This is a genomic window from Microbispora triticiradicis, assembly GCF_005864065.1.
In the GTDB taxonomy this organism is placed as follows: Bacteria; Actinomycetota; Actinomycetes; order Streptosporangiales; family Streptosporangiaceae; genus Microbispora; species Microbispora triticiradicis.
On record NZ_VANP01000014.1, the window covers coordinates 42,725 to 60,948 of the forward strand.

Below are 18,224 nucleotides of genomic sequence, written 5' to 3' on the forward strand. Positions count from 1 at the left end.
CCGTTACCGGGCCGCCAGTGCCGGCCGCTCGAACCGGAACGCGGCCAGCGCGTCGTCGTGGTCCTCACCGAGCACCTCGCCGGCGACCAGGTCGCCGGCGTGCACGCTGAGCGTCGCGCCGCTGTGCGAGACCGCGAAGTGGAAGTTGGGCAGCGCGACGACCCGGCCGAGTACCGGCAGGCCGTCGCCGGGGATGGGCCGTTGACCGACCCGGACGGCTTCCACGGTCGAGGCTCGCATTCCCGGGTACAGCGCACGACCGGCCTCGACCACCTTGTCGATGGCCGACGGGTCGACGCTGATCTCCCCGGTGCCGGACACGTGTGCCGTGCCGTCGATCTCATGGGTGTGCAGCAGCAGCCGCCCGCCGCCATCCGGGCGTAGGTGGACGTGCGGAGCATGGATGACGCGCGAGACCGATACCGCGACCGGTGAGGAGCAGACGAGCACACCGCGGGTGTTGCGCATGGGCAGAACCAGTCCGGCCAGCGCGGCGATCCCGGCGGCCTGGGGTCCTGCACAGTTCACGACCGCATCCGCGAGGAGCTGCCGGCCGGAGGCGAGCCGCACGGCGCGCACCGTGCCCGCAGTCACCTCCAGTGCGGTGACGGCGTCGTTCGCCGCCAGTTCGGAACCGCCGGCCACCGCCCTCGACAGCAGGTGGGCGATCAGGCGCACCGGCTCGATCCAGCCTTCGCGCGGGAAGTAGGCGATCTCGCCTGCCGGCAACTCGGCGGGGTCCATGTCCGGTTCCAGGCCCAGCGCCTCCGCTCGGCTGAGCCACCGTGCCTCGTATCCGTAGTCGAGGACGCCCGCAACCTTCTTGCGCAGTGCCTCGCGCCCGGCGTCGTCGGCGGCCCATTCGAGGTTGCCGCCCTCGTGGTACCAGTCGCCATGAGGCACGTCGGTGGCCAGCTTGCGATGGGCCGCCATACTCGCGACGCTGAAATCGTGGTACGACCGCGGCTGCTTGCCGCAGGAGTTGGTCCACGAGAACGTCGCACCAGAGCTGCCAGCCGCCGGTGCACCGGCGTCAACGACCGTGACGCGAGCGCCCCGCCGCGTCAGCGCGGCGGTCACCGCCGCACCGTAGACGCCGGCACCGATGACGACCACATGCTCGACCATGCTGATCCGGTCTCCCTCGTCTTTCGTGGGGCTTGTCGGGTCGTTTCGGGTGTCGCCGATCTCGGCGCTCATCGTCTAAGCCGGGGTGAATGAAAGGGAACTGATGACCTCGGCTCGACGGCTTGCGCCCTCTCGAAAGTAACTAGTTGCTGTAACTAGTTACAAACAAAGCATGCGCCGTTCCGCGTGTCAATCGAATCTGCCCCTGCACGGCCTTCGAAGAGGTGACGGCGCCGGTCCGCCGCTCACGCCGTGCGGGTCTTCGCCCGTCACCGGAACAGTTACCCAGGACGACGGAGCCGGCTCGCCCGAGTGTACGTGCTACTTCCAGAGCGTTCCCCGCATTCTGACTGTCCTCGTCCGCAGGGGAGGAGTGGCTCAGTTCGCACGTTCTCTACCTACGGCGAATCGCTTTGCATCGCAAACGACCTGCGATAACGCTTCCGTGCATTGTCATCGCTTGCCAGCGTCTTCCGGAGCCGGGTGCCCTCAACGTGTCCCCCGGCCCCCGGGTCGGCCTTCTTTGTGGACCTACTGTGGACCAGAACACCAGCCGGACGGCGATTCGACGTCTTCTCCCAGTTCAGGGAGGTACGCGGCGCAGATGTGACGCCCTCTCCGGAGCCGGGAGCGCAAGTTCGAATCTTGCAGGGGGCGCCACCCAGAGGCCAGGTCGGACATCGTCCGACCTGGCCTTTCGTATCCCCGGCATACTGGCGGTCCCGCCACCCTGTGACGCCGTCCGACACCTGGCGACGGACTCTGCGGGCAGGACGGAGAGGGAGTGTCTGGTGAAAGGTGTACTGGCAGTACGCCGTGAGCCGCGCGATCGGCACCATCGTGGGACTGCCCTCCAGGCCGGCCGAGTCACCGTCCAGCCTCCGACGCCCCGGGACGGCCGCTGCCACGAGAGCGCACGGGCGCTCCCGGACGACAGTCAGGCCTGTCACTCCAGGTAGTTGCCCTGTAGCGCGTAGTGCATAAAGGTCTGGCACCTGTGGACCAACCGCTGAGCCGTCGGAACCAGAGCCGACGACGACAGCCGGGCGGCCCGAGGGGATCGTCCCTCGGGCCGCCCGGCCGGCGGCCTCATCCCCCGATCGCGGGCATGCTCTCGGGAACGGTCTCCGCCGCCGCGTCCTGTTTCGAAGTCGAGAGAAGCTCCACCAGGTGATTAGCGATCGCGGAGATGGTGGGCTGCTGCCACAGCAGGGTCGTGGGGAGACGGCAGCCGAAGCGCTTCTCCAGGCGCCGCCGGACCATGACGGTCATCACCGAGTCCAGCCCCTGTTCGACAAGGGGGCGCCGGATCGCCAGGTCCTCGGGGGCCAGCCTCATCACGGCCGCGATCTCCGCGCAGACCTCGGGCAGGACGCCCTCGTGCAGGACCTCGGGCGCCAGGCCGCCGAACGACTCCGCGGGCTGCCGGAAATCCTCCTCGTCCGGGGCGGGCGCGTCGATCACCGGATAGCGGAGCCCCGAGAGGTGTCCCACCACCCGGCCGTCCAGGTCGGCCACCAGCGCTCGCACGGTGTCGTCGGCGGCCGGGTCCACTGCCGCGTCGATGATCACCATTGTGGGCGGAGTCCCGGTCAGCACCACCTCGTCGATGTGCACCACCATGCGCAGCACCGGATCGCCGGGGAACACGCAGGGCGCCACGGACATCGCCGCGTCCAGAGCCGAAGCCCAGCCCCCCGGTTTCTCGGTGCGGACCGTGGCCCGCAGCACGCCGTCTCCGCTCAGCAGCGTCTCGATCGTCCAGTCGAAGCCCGTCGAGGGCACGCCGACGGTGGCCAGCCGGTTGTGCACGAAGCCGGGGTCTATCGGGGTGAGACCACCGGCGTCCGGCAGCACGTCGGGCTTCACCTGTCCCGGAGCGGCCACCTCCGCGGTGACGTGCACCAGCCAGGCGGGTTCGGGCTCGTCGGGGCCGGCCGGCGTACGGGCCGCGAGCCGTATCGCCGGAGGCTCGTGCACGACCTGGATCTGCCTGCGCTGCGCGGTCATCAGCGGATGCATCATCTCCACGTCTGTGAGCGTGACGTCCTCGTCCTCGACCGCGTGCAGGAACGTGTTGACCAGCACGGCGGCAGGCACGATCTCGACCCCGTTGAGGGCGTGGCTGCCCGGGTAGGGCCGGTTGGCGTCCTCCAAGCAGGTCCGCCACACCCGGGTACGGCTGCCCGCGAGGCTGGTCCCGGCTCCGAGCAGGGTGTGAGAGTGCACGTCATGCCCTCGGTTGCCTTCCTCGTTGTAGGACTCGCGCCAGTGGCGGCGGTGCTGCCAGGCGTACGGCGGCAGATCGGTCAGGCCGCCGGACGGCTGCAGCCGGCTCCAGTCCACATCGACGCCGTGACAGTGCGCCGTGCCCACCGCGATGAGGAAGGTCTGTAGCTCCGGCTGGTTGCGGCGCAGTGACGTGCCGACGAAAACGTCCTCGAACCCGTTCTCCGAGAGCGTCTCGGTGACGGAGTGCGCGACCACGGGGTGGGGAGAGATCTCCAGGAACACACGGTAGCCGTCCTGCGCCGCAGCCGTCGTCGCCGCGGCCAGCCGCACGGGCTCCCGGAGGTTCGCCGCCCAGTACGCGCTGTCCAGGACGGGCGTGGACCGGGGGTCCGCCAGCGCGGTCGTGTACATGGGGATGCGGGGCGCGCCGAACGAGAGATCGGTGGTGGCGGCGGCCAGTTCGACGGCCAGAGGATCCATGTGGGGGCTGTGGAAGGCGACGTCCGACGCCACCCGCCGCACCACGATGCCCTCGGCCGGCCACTCGTTCACCACCACCTCGACCGCGGCGACGTCGCCGGACAGCACGGTGGAGCCGGGCGCCGACGAGATCGCCGCCACCAGGTCGGTACGGCCGGCCAGCCTGTCGGCCGCCTCCTCGAAGGACAGGTCGACCATCACCATGGCCCCCTTGCCCTCGGCCTGACGCAGCAGCCGCGAGCGGCGGCAGATCAGGCGGGCGCCGTCGGCGACGGTCATCGCGCCGGCCGTCACCGCCGCCGCGATCTCACCGACGGAGTGGCCGATGACGGCCTTCGGAGCGACCCCATACGCGTTCCACAGCCTGGCGAGGCCCAGCTGCATCACGAAGATCATGGTTTGCTCGCGGTCGATCGTGTCGAGATCGCCGTCGGCCAGGACCTGCCGGGGAGAGAAGCCGATCTCCTCAGCGAAGATCGGCTCCACCTCGTCGACCAGGGACGCGAACTCCGGCACGGCGAGCAGCTCCCGCCCCATCCGGCGCCACTGGCATCCCTGCCCGGAGAAGACCCAGACCGGACCGGGACCGAGCTCGGGCAGCACGTCCCCGGTGAGGACGGCCTCGGCCGGCACGTCGTCCGCGAGCCTGCGCAGGCCGGCCGCGAGCTCGTCCCCGTCAGCCCCGATCACGACGGCGCGACGGGGCAGATGGGTGCGCCGCAGCGCCAGCGTGTGCCCCGCCGACGCCAGGTCGAGCCCTTTCTCGAAGTGGTCGGCGAGCCTGCCCGCGTACTGCCGCAGAGCCTGCTCCGACGCGGCCGACAGCGGGAACAGCCGCTCCCTCGTCTCCTCGTCCCGGGGCACCGGCTGGGCCGGAGGAGCCTGCTCCAGCACGATGTGCGCGACCGTGCCGCCGTACCCGAAGCTGGAGACGCCCGCCCGGCGGGGGTGGTCGCGCTCGGGCCAGGCCGACCGCTCGGTCACCACGCGAAGGCCCGAGGTCTCCCACGGGATGGCCGGGTTCGGGCTGTTCAGCACGCTCGGGGGGATCTCACCCCGGTCGAGGGCGAGCACCGCCTTGATGACGCCGGCGATGCCGGCGGCGCCTTCGAGGTGACCGATGTTGGACTTGACCGAGCCGATGAGGCACGGGTCGCCGGGGGGCCGCCGCGTGCCGTACACGGAGGAGAGCGCCCCCGCCTCCAGCGGGTCGCCGAGCCGGGTCCCGGTGCCGTGCGCCTCGATGTAGTCGACGGTGGACGGCTCGACGCCCGCCTGCCGGCAGGCCCGGATCATCACGTGTTCCTGAGCCTCCCCGCACGGCGCCATGATGCCGTTGGTGTGCCCGTCCTGGTTCACGGCGCTGCCGATGACGAGCGCGAGGATCCGGTCGCCGTCGCGCCGCGCGTCGGACAGCCGCTTGAGCACGACCACGCCGCAGCCCTCGCCGCGTCCGTAGCCGTCGGCCGAAGCGTCGAACGACTTGGACCGCCCGTCGGGGGCCAGGGCTCCGGCCGTGCCCAGCGTGAGGGTCTGGCCCGGGGTGACCAGCAGGTTGACGCCGCCGGCGAGGGCGACGTCGTTCTCGCCGAGCCGCAGACTCTGCGCGGCCAGGTGCAGCGCGACCAGCGACGCCGAGCAGGCGGTGTCGATCGCCATGCTGGGCCCGCGCAGGTCCAGGGAGTAGGAGATGCGGTTGGCGACGGCGCAGGTCGCGGCGCCGATCCCGGTCCACGCCTCGATCTGGGGCAGGTCCTCCAGGAGGCGGCCCCCGTAGTCGGCGGTGCAGACCCCCATGAACACCCCGGCGTCGGTGCCGGCCAGCTCGTGCGGCGGCAGGCCGGCGTTCTCCAGGGCCTCCCACGCGGTCTCCATCAGGATCCGCTGCTGCGGGTCCATCAACTCGGCCTCGCGGGGCGACAGGCCGAAGAACTCCGCGTCGAAGCCCTCGATGTCGCTCAGGAAGCTGCCGTGACGCACGGCGCCGCGCAGCGCGGCGGCGTATTCGGGGCTCCGGTTCTCGTACCGGCGCCAGCGTTCGGCGGGCAGCGATCGGGTCGTGTTCCGGCCGTCGCACAACAGGTCCCAGAACTCGTCCGGTGAATGGGCGTCGCCGGGAAGACGGCATCCGATCCCGATCACCGCCACTGGTTCCACCCGGGCTCCGCGCGGACTATCGACCATCTGCGTTCATTTCCCTTCGATTTGCGACCCATTGAGGAAGATCGAGCATCTTGATCACGGCGCTGGAGACGGTCACTCCCGGCCCTGTGCCGAGCATCAGCATGTGGTCGCCGGGGCGCAGTTGCCCGGTCATGAGCAGGTGATCGAGGGAAAGGACCTGGTCGCTGGCCCCGCAGTGGCCGATGGTGCGGCCGTAATCCCAGGTCGAGCGTGACATGGGCAGGTCGAGCACGGCCATGCACCGCTGTTCGACGATCTCTTCGGAGTAGTTCATGAACGCCACCCGGGTGAGATCGCCGGCCTCGATCCCGCTCTCGTCCAGCGCGCGCTCGACGACCTCCATGAGGGCCCGCTGGATGTTGAACAGCGCCGAGGTGGCCTCGCCCTTGGGCATGACCTGCTGCCGGAACTGCTCGTTCCGGGCCGCGAAGCTGATCCGGCGCCCGACCGTGACGCCCGGGGGGAACAGGGGTTCGCTCCCCCGGTGCAGTTCCTCGGCCTCGGCCACTGTCGTGGTGCAGACCGACATCAGGCGCGCGAAACCCGCCTCCTTGGTGAGCACGAGCGCGCTGGCGGCGTCCCCGCCTATGTAGCCGGGGCCCATCCGCCACCGGTCCATCAGCGGCGTGCCGTAATTGTCGGAGGCGACCAGCAGGGCGGCCTGCCGGCCGGGAGCGGCGCCCAGGTAGCTGGCCGCGAGTTCCAGGGCGATGAACATCCCGTTGCAGCCCTGCCGGATCTCGGTGGCCAGGACGTCCCCGCCGACCAGATGACGCTGCAGGTAGGAGTGCGGGGGCCAGCCGTCCGGTCCCTGGTGCCACGTCGAGGCGTACAGGAGGAGATCCAGGTCGGCCGGTGCCCGCCCGCTGCGCTTGAGCGCGCTCTGCGCCGCGTGCAGGGCCATCTCCGGAGCCGGCAGGTCACCGGCCACCGCCGTCCCCGCCAGGTTGTGCAGTTCGGCCTCTTCGGCCGGGTACCAGCCTTTGGCGACGGCCTTCTCGACACTGACGACGGTCCGCGGGAGGAAGGCTCCCACTCCGCTGATGTACGTGTCCGCCCACTGCATGACTCTGCCCTCGCTCCGCTAGACGGATTCGAGTTCTCTGACCATCGCCACGATGGTCAGGACGTCCTTGAAGTTCTCGGGGTCGAGCTTCGCGGCGGGGATCGGGACGCCGATGTCCCTCCGGAGGAAGTTCAGCAGCCGCGCCGTCCGCAGGGAGTCCAGGAGACCCGACTGAAGGAGCGGGGTCGTCTCGTCGACCTTGATGTCGTCGCCCTCCAGGACGAGGTTCTCCTGGATGTAGTCGATCAGCCTCTGGGTGATCTCGGTCATGCGCGTGCTCCTCTCTTGACGGGAGAGGTGGAAAGGACCCTGAACACCGCAGCGGCGACGGACGTTCCGGAGCCGAACCCGACCATGAGCAGGTGATCGCCGGCTACGAGCCCGCCGGTCGCGATCAGATGCTCGAAGGCGATGAACTGGTCCACCGCGCCGCAGTGGCCGACGCGCCGCCCGTAGTCCCAGGTGGTCTGGTCTTCGTCGACGCCCAGCCAGGACATCTGCCCGTCCAGGTCCTCGCGACGGCCGTGCGGGAACGCCACCCGTGTGATGTCGGCGAGTCCGATCCCAGCCTCGTCCAAGGTCTTTTCGACCTGTTGCATCATCGTTTTCTGAATCGTCAGGTGGATCCCGGTTCCCTGCCTCTGGAGCAGCCGCTGGCGGAATTCCTCGTGCCGGTCTCCGAAGCTCAGCCCCCTGCCGACGGTGGCGTCCGGGGGGAACAGGGGGTAGGCGCCGTCGTTGACCGCGTCGGCCTCCGGGATCACCGTCGCGTTCACCGACAGGAGCTCGGCCATGCCGTACTCCTTGCCGAGGAGGAGCGCGGCCGCGGCGTCGCCGATCAGCGCTCCGGGGGTCATCCGCCAGCGGTCCACCAGCGGGGTGCCGTGGTTGTCCGAGGAGACGACCATGGCCGTCTCCCGGTCGGCGTCGGCCTGCAGGTAGCTCGCCGCCAGCTCGAGCGAGCTGATCATCCCTACGCAGCCGCTCCGGATCTCGAACGCCGGCACGTTCCCGCCGAGGAGGTGCATCTGCAAGTAGTGCTGGGGCTGCCAACCGTTCGGGCCCTGGTGCCAGACCGACGGGTAGAGCAGAAGGTCGAGATCGCGCGGGGAGGACTCACCCCAGCGGTCGTACGCGTCCAGGACCGCGAGCCGCGCCATCTCGGGCGCGGGCATGTCGCCGGCCACCGCCGCGCCGATCTGCTGGAACTTCTCGGCCTCGTCGGCCGGGTACCAGCCCTCACGAACCGCCCGCTCGACGCTCACGCTGTCAGGCACATAGACGCCGAGGCTCCTGACGAACATGTTGGATGTACGCACACGTCCCCTAACTCATCGACGATCCCGGACAACGGCCTTCGACAGGGGAAGGCGGCTTACCCGGTTTATTCGGGTCCCGGGATATCACGTGACTCCCGGCCGGTCACTGCAAGCGTGGAATAAGCCGGCGAGCCGCCACGGGCAAGGATAGGGGCGGCCCTCGGGTGAAGCAATATGAAAGCCCGCGATCTGGTCAGCGACATTACGTGATCGAGGCCGGACGGATCGTGTTTGAATTTGGACATCGCTTTTCCGCTTCACGTCGCGGTTTCCCGAATGCGATAGGCCGCAATCCGGACGGCGGGAGAACGACGCCGGGCCGTCGCCATTCGGCTCAGGCCCGGCGCGCATCGTCTCAGGCGGGCACTGTCGTGCAGGCGATGTCGTTGAGTTTGAACTGGGCCGGAATGCCGTTCGTGCCGGTGAAGCTCGCCGTGAAGCCGAAGCTCTGACTGGAGCCGGGGCCGATGTAGGAGTTGTAGCCGAGGTCGCGTGCGGTCACCTGGGTGCCGGACTGGGTCACCGTGGCGCTCCAGGCGCTTGTGATTTGCTGGTTGCCCGGCCAGGTCCACGTCACGGTCCAGCCGTCGATGGGGGTCGTGCCGGTGTTCCTCATGGTCACACTGCCGTTGAAAGTGCCGCTCCCGGAGCCGCGGGCGTAGGTGACCTCGCAGGAGGTGCCCATTTTGAGCCCGCCGCGCAGGAAGGTGGCGAAGTTGGCCCAGGTGGGGTTCAACGTGCCGGTGCCGACGGTCTCGGTGCAGTCGGTGGTGGTGCGGACGGTCTGCGTGCCGTAGTGGGCAGGGTCCATGACCTGGGGCATCATGTGATCCGCTCCGGGCACCGAGATGAACGTGGCGTCGCCGCACTGGGCCTTGATCTTGTTGTAGAGAAGGACGCTCTGCCCGTGCGGCACCAGGAAGTCGGCCTGGCCGTGCAGGAACATCAGCGGCGGGTCGTTGCTGTCGACGTAGGTCATCGGATTGGCCTGGGCCACCGTGGCCGGACAGGTCTGGATCGGGCAGCCGACCAGGAGGGATTCCGGGGAGGCGGGAGAGTTGTGGTCCAGCCCGCCGGTCGGCAGGTTCTGCGCGTTCATCTGCAGGAAGTCGGTCGGGCTGTAGAAGGCGAGTCCCACCTGCACGGCGCTGGAGACGCCGGTCGTGCCGATGGTGCCCTCCAGCGCCGCCACGCCGCCGGACAGGGTGGCCATCTCCGTCAGCCAGCCGCCCGAGGAGTCACCCATGATCGCGATGCGATTGGGGTCGATCTGGTACGTGGCGGCGTTCGCGCGCAGCCAGCGGATGGCCGCCTTGATGTCGTGCACCTGGGCCGGGAAGATCGCTTGAGCGCTGGACCGGACGCTGACGCCGGCCACGGCGAAGCCAAGAGGATTGAAGACGGCCGCGATCGCGTCCGCGCCGGTCTTGCCGTCGTCGCTCGACCACGCGGAGCCACTGTGCCAGATCAGCAGCGGCCGGGGCGTGATGCCGGTGGACGGCAGATATAGGTCCAGCATGTGCCCCCTGCTGCCGGCCGGCTGCGCGGGCGCGTAAGAGATATCAGTGATCACCTGCGCGGCGTGAGCCGGCGGCGCGAAGACCGCTGAGACACCGACGGCGGCCAGCATGGTCATCGCCATGCCGACGATCATGGCCTTGGTGATTCGAGCTTGCATGGTGCGACTCCGTTGGTCGGATGATCGCCGCGTCCGTGGTGGCCGTCCATGTCTCCTCCCGGCGCCGGGGCGGCCGCGACCAGCACGCGACCGTAGCGCTGCGAGAACAACGTCCTGCTCGAGTGTCGCGGCTCACATCGATATGGGCGGGGCGACGATATGACACGTCGTGACGATGGTCAAAATTTTCGTTGTATCGCTCTAATCGAACAGGGAACGCGGCATGAATCGTGCTTTATGGACACGAAGTGCGATTAGAGTCTCAGATCACCTATGGCATGCACAGGCAGTCGGATACGTACCCACGAGGTCTTTCAAGGCCGCCCAGCCCCGAATTGACAACGGCAGAGATTGCCGGTAGTCAGGCGATCTCGGAGGCAACACCGGCGTTACCGGCGGTAAACCCCCGTGAAACATGTGTCGTTCCACGAGAAGGCCGGTGAAAGTTTCACGCTCTTCCCGCGACCGAGCCGGACGTGACAATCTCTCTGGCGCGTAGTTGAGTGATAATGTCCACCGTCATGATCTCCCCAGTCGCAGGAGGACGAATGCGAAAGGCACGCGCTGTTCTCATCTCGGCCGTCATGGTCCTTGGAGTGTCGTTAACGATCGGCGCCACCCCGGCGCAAGCCGAGAAGTTGGTCGGCGCTTTCAGGGACTACTCGGAGTGCCAGCGAATCGGAAGCCACGGCGTCGCCCAGGGCTGGTGGGAGGGCTATTCGTGCGTGTGGGAGAGCCGGTACCGCTACTACTTCCTCTACACGTGACCCCGTGAAACGCACGTGCCCCCGGCCCTGAGGAGCCGACCCGGGGGCGCGTGCGCTCCAGTCCACGCGGAGCCGCCGCTTGGAGAGACGGCGATCTCGTGACGCACGTCGGTCGCGCGCAGCGCGTCCGCGATCGCCAGGTCCAGGACGCCGTACCCGCCGGCCGTCCTCCACTGGAGATATCCGGCGTCGGAGAAGCTCATCTGGTCCGTCGCCCCGCCCGGAAGGCGCACGGCGGCACGCGTCCGGGCGTCGAGAAGCCAGCCGGTCCGGCCCTCCCGCCACGCGGCGAAGCGTCCATGCCGCGAGACACCGACGTCCTTGGCGAAAGGCGATCCGGTCGACTACCACGACCCGCATGGTCGAAATGCCCGCTGACGGCTCGGCCGCCATCGACCTCGACGTGCCCAGCATCGACCAAGCCCGCGCTCGCACGTCGGCACGCGCCGGTCTCAGTAGAGTGGCGGGGTGCCGGGTGAGCAGGTGAGTGCGCGGGTGGACATCTGGATCTGGTCGGTGCGGCTGACCAGGACTCGTTCGATCGCGTCCGACGCCTGCCGGGGCGGTCACGTCCGGGTCAACGGGGTGCGGGTCAAGCCCGCGCACGTCGTCCGGGTCGGTGACGAGGTCCGGCTGCGGCACGAGGGGCGCGAACGAATCGTGGTCGTCTCCCGTGTCATCACCAAGCGCGTCGGCGCCCCCGTGGCCGCCGAGTGCTACGTCGACAAGAGCCCTCCGCCCCCTCCGCGCGAAGAGGCCGTGACGGTGGCCGTCCGGGCTCGGGGCGCGGGACGTCCCACCAAACGCGAGCGCCGCAGCATCGACAGGCTGCTCGGGCGCCCGCCGGTGGAGGAGCGGGACCGCCGGCCACGGGGTGACTGACGTGAAGATCCGCGACTTGCGCGTACGGCGGGCTCAGTCGCGGGCGAGCAGCTCCAGTGTGTCGACGACCCGGTTCGAGAAGCCCCACTCGTTGTCGTACCAGGCCACCACCTTGACGTGCCTGCCCTCGACGCGGGTGAGGGCGGCATCGAAGATCGCCGACGCCGGCTGGCCGGTGATGTCGCTGGAGACCAGCGGCTCGTCGGCGTACTCGAGGATGCCCTTGAGCCTGCCGTCGGCGGAGGCGCGGTAGGCCGCGAGCACCTCGTCGCGGGTCACCTCGCGTGAGACGGTGGTGTTCAGCTCCACGATCGAACCCACCGGGACCGGCACGCGGATCGCGTCGCCCGACAGCTTGCCGTCGAGGTTCGGCAGCACCAGGCCGATGGCCTTGGCGGCCCCTGTGGTGGTGGGCACGATGTTCACGCCGGCCGCGCGGGCGCGACGCAGGTCGCGGTGCGGGCCGTCCTGCAGGTTCTGCTCCTGGGTGTAGGCGTGCACCGTGGTCATGAAGCCGTGCTCGATGCCGGCCAGGTCGTCGAGCACGGACGCCAGCGGAGCCAGCGCGTTCGTGGTGCACGAGGCGTTCGAGACGATCACGTGCTCGGCGGGGTCGTACGCCTCGGTGTTCACGCCGTAGGCGAGCGTGACGTCGGCGCCGTCGGAGGGGGCGCTCACCAGCACGCGCCTGGCGCCCGCGTCGATGTGCGCGCGGGCGGCACGCGCCGCGGTGAAGCGGCCGGTGGACTCGAGCACGATGGCGACGTCGAGCTCGGCCCAGGGCAGCTTGGCGGGTTCGCGTTCGGCGAGCACCTGGATGCGGCGGCCGTCGACCACGAGGTCGGCGCCGTCGACCTCGACGGGGAGGCCGAGGCGGCCGAGCGCGCTGTCGTACTTGAGCAGGTGCGCGAGGGTCTCCGGGGCGGTGAGGTCGTTGACGGCGACCACTTCGAGGTCGTTGTCGCGTTCGAGCAGGGCGCGGAGGGTGTTGCGTCCGATGCGGCCGAATCCGTTGACGGCGATGCGGGTCATGGGCGTTCCTTTCGTTCCGCTCGTTCTGGGCTCCATGATCGGCGCCCGGACGCCGGGCCGACAGTGGCCCGAATGACAGCATGCGCAAGAATCCAGCCAGAAGTTTCGCCACCGTCCGCAAGGATCTCGCCACACCCTGCCCGGCCGAGTTCAGGCCGAGAAGGTGTGGCGGTACTCGGTCGGGGAGGTGCCCAGGATGCGCTGGAAGTGCAGGCGCAGGTTGGCGCCGGTGCCGAGCCCGACCCGGTCGGCGATCTGCTCCACGCCCAGGTCGGTGCGTTCGAGCAGTTCGCGTGCCAGGTCCACGCGTGCCCGGAGCACCCACTGCATCGGCGTGTGGCCGGTGTCCTCCACGAACCGCCGGGAGAAGGTGCGCGCCGACACCCGGGCGTGGCGGGCGAGGGTCTCGAGGGTCAGCCGTTCGGACAGGTGCGCCAGGGCCCACTCCCGCGTGTTCGCGAACAGGTCGCCGAGCGGCTCGGGCACGCTGCGGGGAACGTACTGCGCCTGACCGCCGCTGCGATAGGGCGCCGCCACCAGCCGTCTCGCCACGTGGTTGGACAGCCCGACGCCGTGGTCGCGCCGCACCAGGTGCAGGCACAGGTCGATGCCGGACGCCGCGCCCGCCGACGTCAGCACGTCGCCCTCGTCCACGAACAGCACGTTCTCGTCCACCCGTACGAGCGGATGCTTGCCGGTGAGGGCCTTCGTGTAGTGCCAGTGGGTCGTCGCCCGCTTGCCGTCGAGCAGGCCCGCCGCCGCCAGCGCGAACGCCCCTGTCGAGATGGCGGCGAGCCGGGTTCCGCGCTCGTGGGCGGCCGTGAGCGCGCCGAGGACCGCGGCCGGCGGCTCCGTGGTCGCCGGCTCCCGATAGCCGGGGATGAAGACGGTGTCGGCGTGCTCGAAGGCGTCGAGGCCCTCGGCCACGTGATAGGAGAGGCCGTCGCCGCCGGTCACCAGTCCGGGCGCGGCGCCGCACACCCGCACCTCGTACGGCATGCTCGGCCGGTTGGAGAACACCTGCGCGGGGATGCCGACGTCGAGCGGTTTCGCGCCCTCCAGCACGAGCACGGCGACGCGATGGTTCTTCCGGCTCATCTGCCTCCTTCGGCTCTTCCACGGTCCGGCGTGCCTCTCGCGCCGTGACCGTTGTGACCCCTACCGCAAGCATCCTGCCATCCGCTCGCTCGCCGACGCTTCACCGGTAGAGGACGGCCAGGGCCGCGGCGGTGTCCGCCAGCTTTCGCCGCAGTTCGGCGGGCTCCAGGACCTCCACCTCGGCCCCGAGCCTGAGGAACTCGGAGTGGGAATGCGTCAACGACTCGATCGGCACGGTGGCCCTGATCCAGCCGTCCGCGTCCGGGCCCTCGGCCGTGTCGTCCACGGCGGTCACCGCGGCCGAGCTCATCGTCTCCCGCAGCCGCTCACACCCGTCCGGCGAGAGCCGGATCACCGCGTGCCCCTGGAACAGCCGCGACCGGAAGCCCGCCAGGTGCTCGCGCCAGTGCCCGGCCAGGTCGAAGCCCTCGGGGCGCTCGAACGTGTCGTCCGTGACCCGCAGCCGCAGGATCTGGGTGACCCGGTAGGTCCGCAGGGCGCCGTCACAGCGGGCCACGAGGTACCACTTCCCGCCTTTGAGCACCAGCCCGTACGGCTCCAGCCGGCGTTCGACCTCGGTGGGGGCGGCCCATGGCAGCTCGGCCCGATCGCGGCCGACGGCCGGTATCACGACGACCAGCGAGGGCGGGCGTCCGAGCCGGGGGACGGATCCCCGGACCGTGGCGACCACCTGGCCGGCGCCCGGCCGGAAGGGGCGGGACGGTGAACGACTTCGACTTCTTCGTCGGCACGTGGGACGTGGCCAACCGGAGGCTGCTGAAGCGAGGTGTCGGCAGCGACGAGTGGGAGGAGTTCCCCGGCCGCTGCGTCGCGTACGGCTTCTTCGACGGCGCTGGCAGCTTCGACACGCTCACGCTGCCCACCAAGGACTTCGACGGCGCGACGGTCCGGACGTACGACGCCGAGCGGGACGAGTGGTCCATTTACTGGATCAACAGCAGGCGCGGCCTGGATCCGGTGCCGGTCGTCGGCCGCTTCGTCGGCGGGGTCGGCACCTTCTACGCCGACGACACCGACGACGGCCGCCCGATCCGCGTCCGGTTCACCTGGTCGGGGATCACGCCCGACTCGTGCCACTGGGAGCAGGCCTTCTCCTACGACGCCGGCCAGACCTGGGAGACCAACTGGATCATGGACTCCACCCGCGTCGGGTGACGCCGGGCCACGGCAGCCGAGTCCAGCGTGAGATCCCGGCCGGTGGTGGGTGAACCGCCTCCGCTTGAGGTTTGGGAATACACCGGCGCCGGGACGTGCGCGGCTCGTAGTGTCGGAGCCGTCATGAGTGACTCCGCGTCATACCTGGCCTACGTCGCCTCCGTACCGCGCCTTCGTGCCGCGGCAGGCGCTTTGCTTCGAGACAACGAGGGACGGGTGCTTCTCGTGCACCCGGTCTACAAGGACGAGTGGGACATCCCCGGCGGGATCGTCGAGGCGGGGGAGTCCCCCGTCAGTGCTTTGCTCCGTGAGCTGCGGGAGGAGTTGGGCATCGCGCCGCCGGTGGGTCGGCTCGCATGTGTCGACTGGGTGCCACCGGCACCGCCGTGGGACGCCGGGCTGATGTTCGTCTTCGACGCGGGCGTGCTCACTGATCCCCAGATCGCGGCGCTCCGCCTGCAGCCCGAGGAGCTCGACGAATACGTGTTCGTTCCTCCGGCGGACCTCGGCAAGCTCCTGCCGCCAGGCCTGGCGCGGAGGATGAACGCGGTGGTCTCGGCGGCGGACGCCGGGCATACCGCGTACCTGGAGGACGGCCTCATCCGCCCGCTCCCGTAGCCGGCCTTGTGCGCCGAGGCTGCCACGAGCGCGAATCAGGATTCGTCGGCGGGGAAGGCGAACATCCGGACGTACATGGGCCGCGCCCCCGGCGGCGCGTCCTGTGCCCGGTGGCTGTACTTGAGCAGCAGCGCGATGTAGGCGTCGAAGAACTCGGCGAACTCCTCCTTGGTCATCCGGCCGAGACCGCGCGAACCCTTGGCCCAGTCCGGGTCGCGCCGGTACGCCTCGGGGAAGCGCTCCATGAGTGCCCGGTCCTCCTCGAAGCCGACGCGGTGGAACTCCTCCAGCACCGGGCGGTCCTCGGGCGCGAGCTGTCCGGGGGCCGGGGCGCGCATGTCGCGCGGGGTCTCGGCCCTGCGCCACCACCGCTCCCGGCCGGTCGATCTCTCGGGGATCTCCTCGATGAAGCCGTACTTCTCCAGCTGGCGCAGGTGGTAGCTGGTCGTGCCGGTCTTCGCGCCGAGCAGCTCGCCGATCGTCGTGGAGGTCGCGGGCCCGTGGATGTCGAGGTGGCGCAGGATGAGGCGCCGCATGGGGTGGGCCAGAGCCTTGAGACGGCCCGGGTCGTCGAGCAGGAACGGCTCCTCGTCCTTCATGAGGATCACCCTAGTCCTCCAGAACGATATCTGCAGAGATGTCTTTGCCGAGAGTTCTCTGCAGACTAATTTCGGCAGTATGCGTCGAATCGCCCTGGCCCTTGGCCTCGCTCTCACCCTGACGGCCGCCCCCGCAGTGGCCCCCGCAGTGGCCGCCGCCGCTCCACCGCCCTCCGCCGCCGGGGAGGTGGTCGCCGTTCCCGCCGACCTGACCGGAAGGGAGGTGAGTTTCGCGGGCGGCGGAGGCCTCACTCTGCACGGCACCGTGCTGTCGCCCGTGAAGGCGTCGCCGGGGCGGCCAGGCGTGGTGCTCGTCCACGGGGCCGGCACCGGCACGCCACGCGCCAAGCTCATGGGCGAGGCCGTGGAGTTCGCCCGCAGGGGCATGTCCGTGTTGGTCTACGACAAGAGGTCGGAGGGCTACTCGCTCTTCCACCGGTCCTACTCGACGCTCGCGGACGACGCGCTGGGCGCGGTGGCCACGCTGCGGTCGCAGCCCGGCGTGGACCCGGCGAAGGTGGGCGTCTGGGGGCTCAGCGAGGGCGGCTGGGTCGCGCCCCTGGCGGCCTCCCGCTCGCGGGACGTCGCGTTCGTCGTGGTCGTCGGCGCCAACGCGCTCACACCGCTGCGGCAGCAGACCTGGGCCGTCGCCGCGGGCCTGCGCAAGGCGGGGGTGGCGGGGTCGCTGGTGGACCGGGCCGAGCCGAACCTCTACCGGACCATCGCCGACGGCGGCATGTTCCCCGAGCCCTGGTACGACCCCGAGCCGGTCCTCGCCGCGGTGCGGCAGCCGGTGCTCGCGATCTGGGGAGTCCATGACCTGCTGACCCCGCCGAAGGAGACCCCGCCGATCTTCGCGCGGGCGCTGGAGAAGGGCGGCAACCGGCGCTACACGTTCCGGTTCTTCCCCGGGGCCGACCACGCCGCCCACCTCACGCCCGACGGCGGCGTCACCCGGCTGCCCGCCCTCGCTCCCGGGTACGCCGACCTGGTCGGCTCCTGGGTCCGCGAGGCCGTCTCGGGACGGCCGCCGCTGGCGAGCATCTCGGGCCCCGCACCCGAGCAGGCGACGCCGACCGTGCCGGTGGACCGTCCGGCGCCGTGGGAGTCGGCCCTGGTGCAGGCGGCCGTGACGCTGCTGCTGATCGCCGTCTTCGCCGCCTACCCGTTGACCGCCCTCGTCCGACGGCTGCGCGGGCGGTCCCGTACGGCCCTGCCGGCCGCGCCGCGCGTGCTCAGCGCGGCCGGGCTGATCGCCTTGCTCGGGTCGTTCGCCTTCCTGTTCTACCTGCTCATGACCGGGGGCAAGCTGGCCGCGCCGGGACCCGTGCTGCTCGGCCGCCCGATCGTCTGGCTGGCCCTGCAGGCCCTGGCGCTGACCACGGTGGTCGCCGCCGTACGGACGGTCCGGGCGTGGCGGAGGGCCGGGACGAGGAGTGAGCGGGTCCGCCTCGGCCTCCTGCTCGCCGGCGGCGTCGCCTTCCTCCCGTGGGCCCTCTACTGGGGCCTGCTGCTCCCGTGAGTGGCGGAGACGCTCAGCTCGTCAGCAGGCCGATTCCGAGGGAGAGCACCCCGGCGGCCAGGCACAGCGCGCCGATCCAGAGCAGGGCGATCAACCGGTTCGGGCGGGTGGTTCCCTGTCCCAGCGAGGACAGGAAGAAGCCGGCGGACATCAGCACGGCGGCGGCCGGTACGCCGAGCCGGGCGATCCACACCGGGACACCGCTCAGACCGGTGGCGTCGACGAAGAGCAGGCACACGAGCCCGAGGGTCACCAGCACCCCCGCGTGCGCGTGCCCGGCACGGGCGAAGGCCTGCTGGAAGGGGGTCATCGACACCTGGCCGCGGACGATTTTGGAGAGGAACCATCCGCCGAACTCGATGGTCACGATGGTCAGCAGGACGACGCCCGCGATCCACCGGGTCTCCTGGCTGAGCTGCAGGGGGGTCATGGCTCTCCTGTGG

16 protein-coding genes are annotated in these 18,224 nt (G+C 70.2%); 5 read left to right on the plus strand and 11 right to left on the minus strand.

Translation table 11 applies throughout. The annotated features are described in order from the left end of the window. Positions 1–3: 3 nt before the first annotated feature. From FED44_RS28475 to FED44_RS28500, 6 genes are all read right to left on the minus strand, one after another. Complete coding sequence (locus tag FED44_RS28475; RefSeq protein ID WP_208759231.1) at positions 4–1,200, minus strand: NAD(P)/FAD-dependent oxidoreductase; 1,197 nt, start codon at positions 1,198–1,200, stop codon at positions 4–6. A gap of 1,017 nt (positions 1,201–2,217) precedes the next feature. Continuing rightward, positions 2,218–5,997 carry a type I polyketide synthase gene (locus FED44_RS28480; RefSeq protein WP_244302344.1) on the minus strand — a complete coding sequence of 1,260 codons (3,780 nt, stop codon included), beginning with the start codon at positions 5,995–5,997 and terminating at the stop codon, positions 2,218–2,220. Between the two features lie 16 nt (positions 5,998–6,013). Next, entirely contained in the window at positions 6,014–7,090 is a 1,077-nt protein-coding gene (locus tag FED44_RS28485) for a ketoacyl-ACP synthase III family protein (protein ID WP_138462653.1), read from the minus strand. A gap of 18 nt (positions 7,091–7,108) precedes the next feature. Then, positions 7,109–7,360, minus strand: coding sequence for an acyl carrier protein (locus FED44_RS28490; protein ID WP_111700718.1), 252 nt, complete (start codon positions 7,358–7,360; stop codon positions 7,109–7,111). After that, positions 7,357–8,409 (minus strand): ketoacyl-ACP synthase III family protein, encoded by a 1,053-nt coding sequence (locus FED44_RS28495; protein WP_244302346.1) that lies wholly within the window; start codon positions 8,407–8,409, stop codon positions 7,357–7,359. Before FED44_RS28495 ends, FED44_RS28490 begins: the two co-directional genes overlap by 4 nt. Before the next feature lie 355 nt (positions 8,410–8,764). Next, complete coding sequence (locus tag FED44_RS28500) at positions 8,765–10,087, minus strand: cellulose binding domain-containing protein (protein ID WP_138462654.1); 1,323 nt, start codon at positions 10,085–10,087, stop codon at positions 8,765–8,767. A gap of 596 nt (positions 10,088–10,683) precedes the next feature. Between FED44_RS28500 and FED44_RS28505 the strand changes: the two genes are divergently transcribed. Together FED44_RS28505 and FED44_RS28510 are read left to right on the plus strand one after the other, a co-directional pair. Next, entirely contained in the window at positions 10,684–10,854 is a 171-nt protein-coding gene (locus FED44_RS28505; RefSeq protein ID WP_244302348.1) for a hypothetical protein, read from the plus strand. Between the two features lie 468 nt (positions 10,855–11,322). Continuing rightward, the gene (locus FED44_RS28510; RefSeq protein ID WP_138462655.1) at positions 11,323–11,736 is read left to right on the plus strand and encodes an RNA-binding S4 domain-containing protein; all 414 of its coding nucleotides are present in this window, start codon (positions 11,323–11,325) and stop codon (positions 11,734–11,736) included. A 33-nt stretch (positions 11,737–11,769) separates the two neighbouring features. On the opposite strand, the gene gap is transcribed toward FED44_RS28510, so the two are convergent. The 3 genes from gap to FED44_RS28525 all read right to left on the minus strand — a co-directional run bounded on the left by gap (position 11,770) and on the right by FED44_RS28525 (position 14,557). Beyond that, the gene (gap, locus tag FED44_RS28515) at positions 11,770–12,768 is read right to left on the minus strand and encodes a type I glyceraldehyde-3-phosphate dehydrogenase (protein ID WP_138462656.1); all 999 of its coding nucleotides are present in this window, start codon (positions 12,766–12,768) and stop codon (positions 11,770–11,772) included. 150 nt (positions 12,769–12,918) lie between these two features. After that, entirely contained in the window at positions 12,919–13,866 is a 948-nt protein-coding gene (locus FED44_RS28520) for a GlxA family transcriptional regulator (RefSeq protein ID WP_111700711.1), read from the minus strand. 100 nt (positions 13,867–13,966) lie between these two features. Then, on the minus strand, positions 13,967–14,557 hold the full coding sequence (locus tag FED44_RS28525; protein WP_138462657.1) for a helix-turn-helix transcriptional regulator: 591 nt from the start codon (positions 14,555–14,557) through the stop codon (positions 13,967–13,969). A gap of 32 nt (positions 14,558–14,589) precedes the next feature. Between FED44_RS28525 and FED44_RS28530 the strand changes: the two genes are divergently transcribed. Beyond that, complete coding sequence (locus FED44_RS28530; RefSeq protein ID WP_111700709.1) at positions 14,590–15,042, plus strand: hypothetical protein; 453 nt, start codon at positions 14,590–14,592, stop codon at positions 15,040–15,042. Positions 15,043–15,165: 123 nt separating this feature from the next. Next, positions 15,166–15,660, plus strand: a complete 495-nt coding sequence (locus FED44_RS28535) for an NUDIX domain-containing protein (RefSeq protein ID WP_111700708.1) — start codon at positions 15,166–15,168, stop codon at positions 15,658–15,660. A 35-nt stretch (positions 15,661–15,695) separates the two neighbouring features. Here the strand turns inward: FED44_RS28535 and FED44_RS28540 are convergent, their stop codons facing one another. After that, complete coding sequence (locus FED44_RS28540; RefSeq protein WP_111700743.1) at positions 15,696–16,259, minus strand: ArsR/SmtB family transcription factor; 564 nt, start codon at positions 16,257–16,259, stop codon at positions 15,696–15,698. Positions 16,260–16,338: 79 nt separating this feature from the next. On the opposite strand from FED44_RS28540, the gene FED44_RS28545 reads away from it, so the two are divergent. Continuing rightward, positions 16,339–17,781 carry an alpha/beta hydrolase family protein gene (locus FED44_RS28545; protein WP_138462658.1) on the plus strand — a complete coding sequence of 481 codons (1,443 nt, stop codon included), beginning with the start codon at positions 16,339–16,341 and terminating at the stop codon, positions 17,779–17,781. 13 nt (positions 17,782–17,794) lie between these two features. Here the strand turns inward: FED44_RS28545 and FED44_RS28550 are convergent, their stop codons facing one another. Continuing rightward, positions 17,795–18,211, minus strand: a complete 417-nt coding sequence (locus tag FED44_RS28550) for a hypothetical protein (protein WP_111700706.1) — start codon at positions 18,209–18,211, stop codon at positions 17,795–17,797. Positions 18,212–18,224 lie beyond the last annotated feature (13 nt).

What these genes read in the sequence shown, in the direction of transcription:
- FED44_RS28520 (WP_111700711.1), bottom strand. Translation starts at nt 13,866, where the DNA reads ATGAGCCGGAAGAACCATCGCGTCGCCGTGCTCGTGCTGGAGGGCGCG.
- FED44_RS28540 (WP_111700743.1), bottom strand. Translation starts at nt 16,259, where the DNA reads ATGAAGGACGAGGAGCCGTTCCTGCTCGACGACCCGGGCCGTCTCAAG.
- FED44_RS28545 (WP_138462658.1), top strand. Translation starts at nt 16,339, where the DNA reads ATGCGTCGAATCGCCCTGGCCCTTGGCCTCGCTCTCACCCTGACGGCC.
- FED44_RS28475 (WP_208759231.1), bottom strand. Translation starts at nt 1,200, where the DNA reads ATGAGCGCCGAGATCGGCGACACCCGAAACGACCCGACAAGCCCCACG.
- gap (WP_138462656.1), bottom strand. Translation starts at nt 12,768, where the DNA reads ATGACCCGCATCGCCGTCAACGGATTCGGCCGCATCGGACGCAACACC.
- FED44_RS28490 (WP_111700718.1), bottom strand. Translation starts at nt 7,360, where the DNA reads ATGACCGAGATCACCCAGAGGCTGATCGACTACATCCAGGAGAACCTC.
- FED44_RS28550 (WP_111700706.1), bottom strand. Translation starts at nt 18,211, where the DNA reads ATGACCCCCCTGCAGCTCAGCCAGGAGACCCGGTGGATCGCGGGCGTC.
- FED44_RS28535 (WP_111700708.1), top strand. Translation starts at nt 15,166, where the DNA reads ATGAGTGACTCCGCGTCATACCTGGCCTACGTCGCCTCCGTACCGCGC.
- FED44_RS28485 (WP_138462653.1), bottom strand. Translation starts at nt 7,090, where the DNA reads ATGCAGTGGGCGGACACGTACATCAGCGGAGTGGGAGCCTTCCTCCCG.
- FED44_RS28500 (WP_138462654.1), bottom strand. Translation starts at nt 10,087, where the DNA reads ATGCAAGCTCGAATCACCAAGGCCATGATCGTCGGCATGGCGATGACC.